Genomic DNA, 12489 nt, shown 5'->3' with positions numbered 1-12489 from the left:
GCGCCGGCGCCGATCAGCGCGCGTCGTCGAGGATCCGGTCCTCGACGTCGGCGTCCGAGGGCTGCTTCCGCGCGCGCTTGGCCTGCCGGGCCCGCTCGCGGTCCTGCTCCTCGGGATCGTCGGCGTTGATGATGCGGTACTCGTTGCGGATGGCCACGCCGAGCCCCACGAACGCGATGATCGCGAAGACGATCCACTGGAACGCGTAGGAGAGGTGCGGGCCCTCGTCCTCCTCGGGACGCGGGGTCGCGAACGGCGCGGCGTCCGCGGGGGCGGGATCCTCGGAGACGAGCAGCCCGTACGCGCCCGTGAACGTGGGAGATCCCACCCGCTCCGCGATGTCGGGCAGGTTCACGGTGGCGATCTGCCCGTCGGGTGCCGAGCGCCCCGGCAGCTCCGGCTCGCCCGCCTTGAGCCGCGCCGTCACGGTGACCTCGCCGGCCGGCGGCGCGGGGACGGAGTCGGGGGAGTCCTGCGAGTTGCCGATGGGCACCCACCCGCGATCGACGACGAAGACGCGGCCGTCCTCCAGCCGGAGCGGAGTCAGCACCTCGAAGCCGGGCTGCCCGTTGAAGGGGCGGTTTCGCGCGAGCAGCTGCTGGTCGACCAGGTAGGTGCCGGTGATGGTGACGGGCGTCCACTTCTGCGTGTCGACGTAGGACGAGGTGTCGCCGAGCACCTGGTCGACCGGCTGCGGCGCGCGGTCCCAGTTGTCCTCGACCTTGGCGATCTCCGCGAGGGCCTCGTCGCGGCGCGCGAACTGCCAGTGGCTGAGGAGCACGCACGCGATGGAGAAGACCACGGCCACCAGGAGGTAGCCGGCCCAGCGGCGGTTGAGCACGAAGCGCCAGCGGCTCACGCGATGGCCCCCTCGACGGGTGCGTCGATGGCGGCGACGCGGACGGGGAAGTCGCGACCCGCGAGGAACTCGCGCAGGAATCCCACGTGCTCGTCGCACGCGGTCCACGTCTTCACGCGGTCGGGCGTGTGGATGCGCGGGTTCCGCCACTCGACCCGCCACGCGGCGTCCTCACGGCAGCCCGCGCGCGAGCACTCCACCATGTCGGCGGACGGCCCCGCGGATCCGAGGCCCCAAGACGCGAGGCCGCTCACGCCGCTCCCGGGGAGCCGGGGGACGGGACGTCGCCCGCGGTTCCCGGTCGGCTGTCGGCGGGGCCCGTGGCGCCGGGACCCCGGCCCGTCTCGTACGTGGTGAACGACTCGGGCATCGTGAACGGCTCCGAGGACATGCGCGGATCGGACGGCGCAGGCGCGTACGGCTCCGCCGGCGTGTACGGCTCGGCCGGCGGCGGGAAGCCGGAGTGCCGCGCGGACACGACCACGACGCCGCCCGGCCGCTCGACCGCCGTGCCCTGGTTTCCGCCGACGTTCGCGAGGATGACGGCGAAGTACGGCAGGACGACCGCGCCCACGGCGGCGACGGCCAGCCACCAGCCCTGGAGGAAGAGGCAGGACAGGATGCAGACCATGCGGATGGTCATGGCGATCGTGTACTTGACCATGCGGGCATGGCGGTCCTCCTGCGGGGACCGGGGGAGGCTGGTGACCGACTGCTGCGGGGCTGGCATGGGTGGATGGCGTCCTTCGAGGGCGCGTCGCGCGCCCCATCGAGACCAGGGTACGCCGCGCCACCGATAGGCTCGTCCGAGTCCGCCAGCCCCCTCCAAGCCGTAAGGGAAGGTCCCCCATGAGCACCGCACGCACCGTCGTCGTCACCGGAGGCAACAGGGGGATCGGCTTCGCGATCGCCGAGGAGATGGTGCGCCGGGGGCACCGCGTCGCCGTCACCGCGCGCTCCGGCGAGGGACCCGCGGGCAGCCTCACGGTGCGCGCCGACGTGACCGACGCCGCGTCCGTCGACGCCGCGTTCACCGAGGTCGAGGCCGCCTACGGTCCCGTCGAGGTCGTGGTCGCCAACGCGGGCATCACGCGCGACACCCTCATGATGCGGATGAGCGACGACGACTTCACCGAGGTCGTCGACACCAACCTCGGCGGCGCCTTCCGCGTCGTCAAGCGCGCGTCGAAGGGCATGCTCAAGGCGCGCTTCGGGCGCATCGTCCTCATCTCCAGCGTCGTGGGCCTCTACGGCTCCGGCGGCCAGGTCAACTACGCGGCCTCGAAGAGCGGACTCGTGGGCCTCGCCCGGTCGGTCACGCGCGAGCTCGGCGGCCGCGGCATCACGGCGAACGTCGTCGCGCCCGGCTTCATCGAGACCGACATGACGGCCGAGCTGCCCGAGGCGACCGCGGCGGAGTACAAGAGGTCCATCCCGGCGGGCCGCTACGGCACCGCCGCGGAGGTCGCGGGCGTCGTCGCCTGGATCTCCTCCGACGAGGCCGCGTACATCTCCGGCGCCGTCATCCCCGTCGACGGCGGCCTCGGCATGGGCCACTGACGCCCGCCGTCGGGGAGAGCGCCGTGTCCGACCTCCTGGCGGCCTGGGATCCCGGTCCCGCCGCGCTCACCGAGCTGGGGGCCACGCACAACCACGCGTACCGCGTCGACGTCGACGGCGGATCCCGCTTCCTGCTGCGCCTGCACGTGGCGCGGCGGAAGCAGCACGAGATCGACCTCGAGCTCGAGTGGCTCGCCATGCTGGCGTCCGGCGGCGGGCCGTCCGTGCCCGTCCCGCAGCGCACGCGCGACGGATCCTGGACCGCCGCCGTCGACGTGCCGGTCCCGGACGACGACGAGGTGGGTCTCCGCCGCGCCGTCGTCGACGACTCCGGGGCGCGCGTGGAGCGCCGCCTGGCGAGCCTCCTCACCTGGCACGACGGCGAGATGCTGAGCAGCCTGCCCGCGTCGTCCGACGCCGGACCGTTCGCCGAGACGCTGGCCGCGCTGCACGCCGCGGGCGCGGATCCCGAGGCCGTCGCCCTCGCCGGCCAGCGTCGCCGCTACGACGCCGACTACGCGAGCACGCGGCTCGAGCGGCTGGTGGAGGGGTACCCGGGGATCATGGCCGACGGCTCCACCGCGGACGCGATCGCCGGCGCCGTCGAGGAGCTGCGCGCGACGCTGGCGGATGCGGGCCCGCCGATCATGGTGCACGGGGACTACCACCCGGGGAACCTCATCCAGGGTCCGGACGGCGTCTCCGTGATCGACTTCGACCGCTGCGGGCTGGGCCCGGCCGGCCTGGACGTGGCCGCCGCGATCATGTACCTCGCGCCTCGGCAGCGCGCCCAGTTCCACCGGGCCTACACGGCGGCGGGCGGCAGCACGGGCGTGCCGGACGAGCGCTTCGGCGCGTTCATCTTCCTGGCGTACCTCGACAACGTCACGCATCTCGCGAGCCTGCCGTCGGAGCGCGAGCGGATGCCGGCGAACATCGCGCAGCTCGCGGCCATCGCCCGCGCCGTCGTCTCGGGCTGAGCCGCCCGCCCGGTGGCGCGCCGCGTCAGCGGGGGAGGCCGAGGAGCGCGAGGACCTGCGCGAGGTCGCGCCGGTCGACGCACACGTCGGCGCGCGTCCGGACGGCGGGCTTGGCGTCGAAGGCGACGGAGAGCCCGGCGACCGCCATCATCTCCAGGTCGTTGGCGCCGTCTCCGACGGCGACCACCCGGGCGAGCGGGATGCCGAGCTCCGCGCTCCACTCCTCGACGGCGGCGCGCTTGGCCGCGGCGTCGATGACGGGACCCGTGACGCGCCCCGTGAGGCGGCCCGCGTCCGACTCGAGCCGGTTGGCGCGCCAGCGGTCGAGGCCCAGGCGCTCCGCCAGCGGATCCAGCAGCTCGTGGAACCCGCCGGAGACGACGGCGACGACATGGCCCGCGGCGTGGAGGCCCTCGACCAGCCGCTCCGCGCCGGGCGTGAGGCGGATCCGCGCGCCGACCGCGGCGTGCACCGCGTCGGGCAGGCCCCGGAGCGTGGCCACCCGCGAACGCAGGCTCTCGGCGAAGTCGAGCTCGCCGCGCATCGCCCGGTCGGTGACCGCGGCGACCTCGTCGAGCGATCCGGCCTCGGCGGCGAGCAGCTCGATGGCCTCGTCCTCGATGAGGGTCGAGTCGACGTCGAGCACGACGAGCATCCGGGGCAGCGCGCGCGCCGCCGTGGTGGGCGGCGGCGTCAGGGGGAGGACGGCGCTCACGGGGTGACGCGCACGCCCTTGCCCACGACGGTGATCCCGCCCTCGGTGACCGTGTAGCCGCGGGCCCGGTCGCGGTCGTGGTCGACGCCGACGGTCGCGCCGGGCTCCACCTCCACGTCCTTGTCGAGGATGGCGCGCGTGATGACGGCTCCCGCCCCGATGTGCACCTTGTCGAAGACGATCGAGTCGACGATGCGCGCACCCGACTCCGCGATGACCCACGGCCCGAGCACGCTGCGCTCGACGTGGGCGCCGCTGATGACGCCGCCGAGCGAGGTGATCGAGTCGATCATCGTGCCCGTGTTGCCCTGCGCGTCGCGGACGAACTTCGCGGGCGGGCTGTTGAGCTGCTGGCTGAAGATCGGCCAGTCCTTGTTGTAGAGGTTGAACACCGGCAGCGCCGAGATGAGGTCCTGGTGCGCGTCGAAGAACGACTCGATGGTGCCGACGTCGCGCCAGTAGTACCGGTCGCGGTCGTTGGCGCCGGGCACCTCGTTGCGGTTGAGGTCGTAGACGCCCGCGTTGCCCTGCTCCACGAACCACGGGACGATGTCGCCGCCCATGTCGTGCGCGGACTCCGGGTTCTCGCCGTCGCGGCGCACCGCGTCGATGAGCTGGTCGGTGTCGAAGACGTAGTTGCCCATCGAGGCGAGCACCTCGCCGGGGGAGTCGTCGAGGCCGACCGGGTCCTTCGGCTTCTCGAGGAAGGCGCGGATGCCGGCGGGGTTCGCGGGATCCACGTCGATGACGCCGAACTGGTCGGCGAGCTCGATGGGCTGGCGGATGGCGGCCACCGTCGTGCCGCGGCCCGACGCGATGTGCGCGTCGATCATCTGGCTGAAGTCCATGCGGTACACGTGGTCGGCGCCGACCACGACGACGATGTCGGGCTTCTCGTCGTTGATGAGGTTGAGGCTCTGCAGGATCGCGTCGGCCGAGCCGCTGAACCAGCGCTTGCCGAGCCGCTGCTGGGCGGGCACCGACGCGATGTACGAGTTCAGCATCTGGTTGAGGCGCCAGGTCTGGGACACGTGGCGGTCGAGCGAGTGCGACTTGTACTGCGTCAGCACCACGATCTGGGTCAGCCCCGAGTTGATGAGGTTGGAGAGCGCGAAGTCGATGAGCCGGTACTGGCCGCCGAACGGGACGGCGGGCTTGGCGCGGTCCGCGGTGAGCGGCATGAGCCTCTTGCCCTCGCCGCCGGCGAGCACGATTCCAAAGATCTTCTTCGATGCCATCGTCCCAGCGTAGATGCACCGCGGGGCATGTACTAGCGTTCGACGAATGCGAGCAGACGTGATCACCAAGGAGTATCCGCCCGAGGTCTACGGGGGTGCCGGGGTCCACGTCACGGAGCTCGTGAAGGCGATGCGGCAGCTGACCGAGGTCGTCGTCCGCGCCTTCGGGGCGCCGCGCGACGAGCCCGGCGTCTTCTCCTATCCCGTCCCGTCGGAGCTCGCGGGCGCCAACGCCACGCTGCAGACCATGGCCGTCGACCTCGCCATCGCGAGCGACGTGGCGGGCGCCGACGTCGTCCACTCGCACACCTGGTACGCGAACCACGCGGGCCACGTCGCCTCGATGCTGCACGGGATCCCGCACGTCGTCACCGCGCACAGCCTCGAGCCGCTGCGCCCGTGGAAGGCCGAGCAGCTGGGCGGCGGGTACCGCGTCTCCAGCTGGATCGAGCGCACGGCCTACGAGGCGGCCGACGCCGTCATCGCGGTCAGCGACGGCATGAAGCGCGACATCCTCCGCTCGTACCCCGCGCTGGACGAGGCCCGCGTGCACACGGTCTACAACGGCATCGACCTCGAGGCGTGGGCACCGGTCCACGACGACGACCTCGTGCGCTCGCTCGGCATCGACCCGCAGCGGCCCTCGGTCGTCTTCGTCGGCCGCATCACGCGCCAGAAGGGCCTGCCCTACCTCCTGCGCGCGGCCGCCCTGCTGCCCGCCGACGTCCAGATGGTGCTGTGCGCGGGAGCGCCCGACACCCCGCAGATCATGGAGGAGGTCACGGCCCTCGTCCGCGGCCTCCAGGAGGAGCGCTCGGGCGTCGTCTGGATCGACCGGCTCCTGCCGCGTCGCGAGCTGTCGGCCGTCCTCACCGCCGGCACCGTCTTCGTGTGCCCGTCGGTCTACGAGCCGCTCGGCATCGTCAACCTCGAGGCCATGGCGTGCGGCGCGCCCGTCGTGGGCACCGCCACGGGCGGGATCCCCGAGGTCGTCGACGACGGCGTGACCGGCCGCCTCGTCCCCATCGACCAGGCGACGGACGGCACGGGCACGCCCACCGACCCCGAGCGCTTCGTCCGCGACCTCGCGGCCGCGCTCACCGAGGTCGTGGCGGATCCGGACGCCGCGCGCCGCATGGGCGAGGCCGGCCGGGTGCGCGCCGAGCGCGAGTTCGGCTGGGACCGGATCGCCCGCCAGACCGAGGCGATCTACGCGTCGATCCTGCGCTGACCCGCCTCTCCCGCGCGGGCTGCGCGCGGGATCCGGGCCGGTAGACTCGGCGGCATGAGCCATGTCCTCTCCCTGTCCGGAGTGTCCTTCGTCCGGAACGGGACGACCATCCTCGACCGCGTGGACTGGACGGTCGACGGCGACGAGCGCTGGGTCGTGCTCGGCCCGAACGGCGCGGGCAAGACCAGCCTCCTGCAGATCGCGTCGGCCATGGCGCACCCGTCTTCCGGCACCGCAACCGTCCTCGACCACGAGCTCGGCCGCGTCGACGTCTTCGAGCTCCGCTCGCGCATCGGCTTCGCGTCCACGGCCATGGCCCGCCGCATCCCGGCCGACGAGACCGTGCTCGACGTGGTGCTCACCGCCGCGTACTCGGTCACCGGGCGATGGAACGAGGACTACGAGGACATCGACGTGCGCCGCGCCCAGCGCGTGCTCGCGGAGTGGCGCCTCGACCACCTCGAGCAGCGCCGCTTCGGCACGCTGAGCGACGGCGAGCAGAAGCGCGTGCAGATCGCGCGCTCGATCATGACCGACCCCGAGCTCCTGCTCCTCGACGAGCCGGCCGCGAGCCTCGACCTCGGCGCCCGCGAGGAGCTGCTCCAGCTCCTCGGCGGCTACGCGTCGGCGCCCGAGGCGCCCGGCATCGTCATGGTCACCCACCACGTGGAGGAGATCCCGCGCGGCTTCACGCACGGCCTGCTGATCCGGGACGGCGCGGTCGTCGCGGCCGGTCCCCTCGGCGACGTGATCACCGCGGAGACCCTCGGTCGCACCTTCGGCCTCGAGCTCGTGGTCACGCAGGACGACGGGCGCTTCACGGCCCGCGCCGTCCGCGGCTGACCCGATCGGACGGCCGTCCGGCGCGCCTGTCCCGGACGGGCCCCGTCTGGTAGGCTCGTCCACTGGTCCGGTGATCATCCCGGGCACCCACGCTTCCCACGCAGACACCAGAAACGACGAAGGACACCCCGATGAAGACCGACATCCACCCCCAGTACGCCCCCGTCGTCTTCCGCGACCTCGCCTCCGGCGCGACCTTCCTCACCCGCTCCACCGTGGGCAGCTCGAAGACCATCGAGTGGGAGGACGGCAACACGTACCCCGTCATCGACGTCGAGATCTCGAGCGAGTCGCACCCGTTCTACACGGGCAAGCAGCGCATCATGGACTCCGCGGGCCGCGTCGAGAAGTTCAACTCGCGCTACGCCGGCTTCGGCAAGAAGTAGCAGCCACCCGCTGCAGCACGAAGGGCGCCCGGCTCCGGCCGGGCGCCCTTCGTCGTCCCCGGCCGGCAGCGTCCCGCCTTCGGGACGTGGGACCGGGGGAGCGGTCGATCAGGATCCGACGTGCCGCTCGGGCCAGGCGCCCGACGTCGTGAACGCCGGGTCGCGCGTGCGGCGCATGTAGTCCTGGAAGCTCTCCGCCTGCACGCGCGACCAGTCCACCTGCCTGTCGTGCAGGTCGAGCACGGGGATGTCGAGCTGGTCGGCGTAGCGCCCGACGATGGCCTGGGCGACGCGGCCCGCGGCGATGGCGTCGGCACCCGCGTCGTGCGCGTCGTCGAGCCGCACGCCGTAGTGCTCGGCGGCGACCGCGAGGGTGCGCTTGCCGCGGCGGTAGGTGTCCACGGCCTTGTCGATGACGAGCGGGTCGATGACGGGGCCCGTGTCGCGGAGCGGCTCCACCCCGTGCCGTACGGCCTCGCGGTTGAGCAGCGTGAGGTCGTAGGGCGCGTTGTAGACCACGAGCGCGAGGCCGCGGGCGAACATCTCGCGGATGGTCGTGACGATCTCGAGGACCACGGCGGCGGCGTCGCGCCCCTCCGCCCGCGCGCGCTCCGTGGTGACGCCGTGGATGGCGGCGGCGCCCGCGGGGATCTCGACGCCGGGATCCGCGAGCCAGTCGTACCGCTCGAGGACCTCGCCGCCCGCGTCGAGCACGACGATGCACGCCGTGACGATGCGGGCGGTCTCGACGTCCACCCCCGTCGTCTCGAGGTCGAACGAGGCCAGGGTGTCGTGCCAGCGGGAGCTCATCCTGTAGATGCTACGGGCGACCGCCGATGGCGGGCGCACCCATGTGGAGCCAGTAGAAGCTCTGCGTGGCGAGCGTGAGGGTCAGGCGGCCGTCGTCGCCGACCGTCGGGAAGACGCCGCCGCCGAAGAGGTCGTAGAGCTGGGATCCGGCGAACGCGGACGCGTCGATCGTGACCGAGACGGGGTTGTGCGCGAACGAGAAGACGCAGAGCACGTCCTCCGCGCGGTCGCCGAAGTGCGTGCCGCTGCCCTCGTAGGAGCGGACGAACGCGAGCACGCTCTCGTGGTCGGTCGGGAGGACCGTGATGGTGCCCTGGCCGAAGACCGGGTGGGCCTTGCGCACGTGGATGACGTTCCGCACCCAGTGCAGCAGCGAGCGCGACTGCGCGAGCTGCGACTCCACGTTGATCTGCGCGTAGTTGTAGACGAGCGACTGCACGACGGGGAGGTAGAGCTTGCCCGGGTCGGCCGTGGAGAACCCGGCGTTGCGGTCGGGGGTCCACTGCATGGGCGTGCGCGACGCGTCGCGGTCCGGCAGCCAGATGTTGTCGCCCATGCCGATCTCGTCGCCGTAGTAGAGGAACGGGCTGCCGGGGAGCGAGAACAGGAGCGCGTGGACGAGCTCGAGCTCGGCGCGCGAGTTGTCGAGCAGGGGCGCCAGACGGCGGCGGATGCCGATGTTGACGCGCATGCGCGGGTCGTAGGCGTACCAGCCGTACATCGCCTGCCGGTACTCCTCGCTCACCATCTCGAGCGTCAGCTCGTCGTGGTTGCGGAGGAAGACGCCCCAGGCGGCGGCCTCGGGGATCTCGAACGTCTCGCTCATGATCCGCTTCAGCTCGTCCGCGGTCTGCGAGCGGAGGGAGTAGAAGATCCGCGGCATGATCGGGAAGTCGAACGCCATGTGGCACTCGGGCTCCTCCTCGGTGCCGAGGAAGGCGGAGACCTCGCGGGGCCACTGGTTGGCCTCGGCGATGAGGATCCGGCCCGGGTACTCCTCGTCGACCATGGCGCGCAGGCGCTTGAGGAACTCGTGCGTGGCGGGCTCGCCCTCGCCGTTGCCCTCCTCGGTCTCGTAGAGGTAGGGGATCGCATCGAGGCGCAGGCCGTCGACGCCCATGTCCAGCCAGTGGCGGATGACGCCGTAGATGGCCTCGTGCACCTTCGGGTTGTCGAAGTTGAGGTCGGGCTGGTGCGAGAAGAAGCGGTGGAAGAAGAACTGGCGGCGCACCGGGTCGAAGGTCCAGTTCGACTCCTCGGTGTCGACGAAGATGACGCGGATGTCCTCGTACTTCTCGTCGGTGTCGCTCCAGACGTAGAAGTCGCCGTAGGGGCCGTCGGGGTCGGACCGGGACTGCTGGAACCACTCGTGCTGGTCGGAGGTGTGGTTCATCACGAGGTCGATGACGATGCGCATGTTGCGCTCGTGCGACTTGGTGACGAGCTCCTTGAAGTCGTCGAGCGTGCCGAACTCGGGGAGCACGGCCATGTAGTCGCTGATGTCGTAGCCGCCGTCGCGGAGCGGGGACTGGAAGAAGGGCGGGAGCCAGAGGCCGTCGATGCCGAGCCACTGCAGGTAGTCGAGCTTGGAGATGAGGCCCTGGATGTCGCCCGTGCCGTCGCCGTTCGAGTCGACGAAGGAGCGGATCATGACCTCGTAGAAGACCGAGCGCTTGTACCACTGCTTGTCGAGGGTGAGGCCGGGCAGGGTGATGGGGGCGGTGAAGCTCACGGTTCTCCTCAGGGGCGCGACGGGACGTCGACGGCGGGGCGGGAAGGCTCGTGGGCAACTCTAGGCGCGCCGGGCCGGGCGGGACGGGCCCGGCGCGCCCGGGGCCGGGGGCGGCCGCCGATCGTAGACTCGTCCCCGATGATCGTCCCCTCGCCCTACGCCGCCCAGCTCGACCGCATCCCCGTCGTCCGCCGCACCGTCGACCTCCTCGGGAGCCGCACCGCGTGGTGGGAGTACGGGCCCGCCGACGCCGACCGGGTGCTCGTCGTCGTGCACGGGTTCCGGGGCGACCACCACGGGCTGGAGCCCGTCGTCGCGCAGCTGCCGGGCGTGCGGATCCTCTCGCCCGACCTGCCGGGCTTCGGCGACTCCACGCCGCTCCGGGACGCGCGGCACGACATCGCCGGCTACTCCGCGTGGCTCAGCGCCTTCGTCGACGCCACGGGGACCCGCGACGCGACCGTGCTCGGGCATTCGTTCGGCTCGATCGTCGTCTCCGCCGCGCTCGCCGACGGGCTGCCGAGCCCGCGCGCGATCCTCGTGAACCCGATCGCGGCGCCCGCGCTCGAGGGGCCGCGGGGGATCCTCACCCGGCTCGCCGTGCTCTACTACCGCGCCGCCGCGGTGCTGCCCGAGCGCGCGGGCTTCGGCCTGCTGCGCAACCGCGCCATCGTCCGCATCATGAGCGAGGCCATGGCCAAGACGCGCGACCGGGGCCTGCGCCGGTGGATCAACGACCAGCACGACCGGTTCTTCAGCGCGTTCAGCGACCGCCGCGTCGTGCTCGAGGCCTTCCGCGCGTCGGTGTCGTCGGACGCGAGCACGTACGCGCCGCGCGTGGACGTGCCGGTCCTGCTGGTCGCGGCCGAGCGGGACGACATCACGCCCGTCGCCGCGCAGCACCGCCTGCAGCGCCTGTTCGCGGACGCCCGGCTCGAGGTGATCCCGCGGGTCGGGCACCTCATCCACTACGAGACGCCCCGGGAGGCGGCCGGCTTCGTCCGCGCGTTCCTGGACGAGGGGAGCGCGTCATGAGGCTCGTGTTCGACTGCCGGTACACACGCATCGGCCGGCACGACGGGATCAGCCGCTACGGCGCCGAGCTCGTCGCCCGGCTCGGCACGCGGTTCGACGTGACCATGCTGATCAGCGACCACCGCCAGCTCGCGCTGCTGCCGGATCTGCCGTGGCAGCTCGTCAGCTCGCCGACGGGTCCGCGGGAGCCGTGGGTCGCGCGGCGCGTCTCCCGCATGCGGCCGGACGTGGTGTACAGCCCCATGCAGACCATGGGCTCCCGCGGACGCACCTACCCGCTCGTGCTGACGCTGCACGACCTCATCTACTACCGGCACCGCCGCCCGCCGCGCGACCTCCCGGCGGGCGTCCGGGCCCTCTGGCGGGCCTTCCACCTGGCGTGGTGGCCGCAGCGGCTGCTTCTCGACCGGGCCGACGCGATCGTGACCGTGAGCGAGACGACGCGCGGCCTCATCCGCCGGCACCGGCTCACGTCGCGGCCCGTGGTGGTCGTGCCCAACGCGGCCGACCTCGAGCCGGCTCCCGGCGGCGGCGCCGACGGGCCGCGCGAGGCGCCCGCCGAGCGCGTGCTCGTCTACATGGGGTCGTACATGCCCTACAAGAACGTCGAGACGCTCGTGCGGGCGGCCGACGACCTGCCCGACCACGAGCTGCACCTCATGAGCCGCGTGGCGCCGCCCGAGCGGGAGCGGCTGGAGGCGATCGCCGACGGCGCGCGCCTCGTGTTCCGCGACGGCGCGACCGACGCCGCGTACGCGCGCACGCTGCGGAGCGCCACCGCCCTCCTCACCGCCTCGCGCGACGAGGGGTTCGGCATCCCGGTCATCGAGGCGATGAGCGCGGGCCTCCCCGTCGTGGTCAGCGACATCCCCATCTTCCGCGAGATCGGCGGCGACGCGGCCGTGTACGTGGACCCCGACGACGCCGAGGGGTTCGCGGCGGCCGTGCGCGCGCTGGAGGACCCGGCGGAGTGGCGGCGGCGCTCGGCGGCGTGCATCGCGCGCGCGGCCGAGTACGACTGGGACCGCTCGGCGGCGGCGCTCGGCGACCTCCTCGAGCAGGTCGCGCGCACGGGACGCACCGGGGCCTGAGGCCTGGCG

General features: G+C 72.6%; 14 protein-coding genes. 7 read left to right on the top strand and 7 right to left on the bottom strand.

Annotation, left to right across the window (positions count from 1 at the left end; all coding sequences use genetic code 11):
• Positions 1-13 precede the first annotated feature (13 nt).
• Genes AES38_RS08330 through AES38_RS08320 form a run of 3 tightly spaced genes read right to left on the bottom strand, consistent with a single transcriptional unit; the run spans position 14 to position 1589 of the window.
• Positions 14-859 carry an SURF1 family cytochrome oxidase biogenesis protein gene (locus AES38_RS08330; RefSeq protein ID WP_053774580.1) on the bottom strand — a complete coding sequence of 282 codons (846 nt, stop codon included), beginning with the start codon at positions 857-859 and terminating at the stop codon, positions 14-16.
• Positions 856-1113 carry a hypothetical protein gene (locus AES38_RS08325; protein WP_081001870.1) on the bottom strand — a complete coding sequence of 86 codons (258 nt, stop codon included), beginning with the start codon at positions 1111-1113 and terminating at the stop codon, positions 856-858. Before AES38_RS08325 ends, AES38_RS08330 begins: the two co-directional genes overlap by 4 nt.
• The gene (locus AES38_RS08320; RefSeq protein WP_053774578.1) at positions 1110-1589 is read right to left on the bottom strand and encodes a DUF3099 domain-containing protein; all 480 of its coding nucleotides are present in this window, start codon (positions 1587-1589) and stop codon (positions 1110-1112) included. Before AES38_RS08320 ends, AES38_RS08325 begins: the two co-directional genes overlap by 4 nt.
• A gap of 119 nt (positions 1590-1708) precedes the next feature.
• Here AES38_RS08320 and fabG point away from each other — a divergent pair, with 119 nt between their 5' ends.
• Positions 1709-2419, top strand: a complete 711-nt coding sequence (gene fabG / locus AES38_RS08315) for a 3-oxoacyl-ACP reductase FabG (RefSeq protein WP_043669529.1) — start codon at positions 1709-1711, stop codon at positions 2417-2419.
• Positions 2420-2442: 23 nt separating this feature from the next.
• Complete coding sequence (locus tag AES38_RS08310; RefSeq protein ID WP_053774577.1) at positions 2443-3399, top strand: phosphotransferase enzyme family protein; 957 nt, start codon at positions 2443-2445, stop codon at positions 3397-3399.
• 25 nt (positions 3400-3424) lie between these two features.
• Here AES38_RS08310 and serB read toward each other — a convergent pair whose 3' ends face one another.
• Together serB and AES38_RS08300 are read right to left on the bottom strand one after the other, a co-directional pair.
• On the bottom strand, positions 3425-4114 hold the full coding sequence (serB, locus tag AES38_RS08305; RefSeq protein WP_244629144.1) for a phosphoserine phosphatase SerB: 690 nt from the start codon (positions 4112-4114) through the stop codon (positions 3425-3427).
• Positions 4111-5352 carry a glucose-1-phosphate adenylyltransferase gene (locus AES38_RS08300; protein WP_053774576.1) on the bottom strand — a complete coding sequence of 414 codons (1242 nt, stop codon included), beginning with the start codon at positions 5350-5352 and terminating at the stop codon, positions 4111-4113. Before AES38_RS08300 ends, serB begins: the two co-directional genes overlap by 4 nt.
• Before the next feature lie 46 nt (positions 5353-5398).
• Between AES38_RS08300 and glgA the strand changes: the two genes are divergently transcribed.
• The 3 genes from glgA (at position 5399) to AES38_RS08285 (ending at position 7812) form a co-directional block, all read left to right on the top strand.
• On the top strand, positions 5399-6583 hold the full coding sequence (glgA, locus tag AES38_RS08295) for a glycogen synthase (RefSeq protein WP_053774575.1): 1185 nt from the start codon (positions 5399-5401) through the stop codon (positions 6581-6583).
• Between the two features lie 54 nt (positions 6584-6637).
• Positions 6638-7426, top strand: a complete 789-nt coding sequence (locus tag AES38_RS08290) for an ABC transporter ATP-binding protein (protein WP_053774574.1) — start codon at positions 6638-6640, stop codon at positions 7424-7426.
• 131 nt (positions 7427-7557) lie between these two features.
• The gene (locus tag AES38_RS08285; protein ID WP_015490388.1) at positions 7558-7812 is read left to right on the top strand and encodes a type B 50S ribosomal protein L31; all 255 of its coding nucleotides are present in this window, start codon (positions 7558-7560) and stop codon (positions 7810-7812) included.
• Between the two features lie 108 nt (positions 7813-7920).
• On the opposite strand, the gene AES38_RS08280 is transcribed toward AES38_RS08285, so the two are convergent.
• A complete protein-coding gene (locus AES38_RS08280; RefSeq protein WP_053774573.1) occupies positions 7921-8622 on the bottom strand; it encodes a 3'-5' exonuclease in 702 nt (233 codons plus the stop codon).
• A gap of 10 nt (positions 8623-8632) precedes the next feature.
• On the bottom strand, positions 8633-10354 hold the full coding sequence (gene treS, locus AES38_RS08275) for a maltose alpha-D-glucosyltransferase (protein ID WP_053774572.1): 1722 nt from the start codon (positions 10352-10354) through the stop codon (positions 8633-8635).
• Between the two features lie 138 nt (positions 10355-10492).
• Here treS and AES38_RS08270 point away from each other — a divergent pair, with 138 nt between their 5' ends.
• Both AES38_RS08270 and AES38_RS08265 read left to right on the top strand, forming a co-directional pair.
• On the top strand, positions 10493-11389 hold the full coding sequence (locus tag AES38_RS08270; RefSeq protein WP_053774571.1) for an alpha/beta fold hydrolase: 897 nt from the start codon (positions 10493-10495) through the stop codon (positions 11387-11389).
• Complete coding sequence (locus tag AES38_RS08265; protein ID WP_053774570.1) at positions 11386-12480, top strand: glycosyltransferase family 4 protein; 1095 nt, start codon at positions 11386-11388, stop codon at positions 12478-12480. The genes AES38_RS08270 and AES38_RS08265 overlap by 4 nt, the downstream gene beginning before the upstream one ends.
• The last annotated feature ends 9 nt before the right edge of the window (positions 12481-12489 follow it).

It is taken from the genome of Clavibacter capsici (assembly GCF_001280205.1).
In the GTDB taxonomy this organism is placed as follows: Bacteria; Actinomycetota; Actinomycetes; order Actinomycetales; family Microbacteriaceae; genus Clavibacter; species Clavibacter capsici.
The sequence above is the reverse complement of the archived record's forward strand: the minus strand, read 5'-3'. Positions and strand labels throughout refer to the sequence as shown.

What these genes read in the sequence shown, in the direction of transcription:
- AES38_RS08320 (WP_053774578.1), bottom strand. Translation starts at nt 1,589, where the DNA reads ATGCCAGCCCCGCAGCAGTCGGTCACCAGCCTCCCCCGGTCCCCGCAG.
- fabG (WP_043669529.1), top strand. Translation starts at nt 1,709, where the DNA reads ATGAGCACCGCACGCACCGTCGTCGTCACCGGAGGCAACAGGGGGATC.
- AES38_RS08300 (WP_053774576.1), bottom strand. Translation starts at nt 5,352, where the DNA reads ATGGCATCGAAGAAGATCTTTGGAATCGTGCTCGCCGGCGGCGAGGGC.
- glgA (WP_053774575.1), top strand. Translation starts at nt 5,399, where the DNA reads ATGCGAGCAGACGTGATCACCAAGGAGTATCCGCCCGAGGTCTACGGG.
- AES38_RS08290 (WP_053774574.1), top strand. Translation starts at nt 6,638, where the DNA reads ATGAGCCATGTCCTCTCCCTGTCCGGAGTGTCCTTCGTCCGGAACGGG.
- AES38_RS08285 (WP_015490388.1), top strand. Translation starts at nt 7,558, where the DNA reads ATGAAGACCGACATCCACCCCCAGTACGCCCCCGTCGTCTTCCGCGAC.
- AES38_RS08280 (WP_053774573.1), bottom strand. Translation starts at nt 8,622, where the DNA reads ATGAGCTCCCGCTGGCACGACACCCTGGCCTCGTTCGACCTCGAGACG.
- AES38_RS08270 (WP_053774571.1), top strand. Translation starts at nt 10,493, where the DNA reads ATGATCGTCCCCTCGCCCTACGCCGCCCAGCTCGACCGCATCCCCGTC.
- AES38_RS08265 (WP_053774570.1), top strand. Translation starts at nt 11,386, where the DNA reads ATGAGGCTCGTGTTCGACTGCCGGTACACACGCATCGGCCGGCACGAC.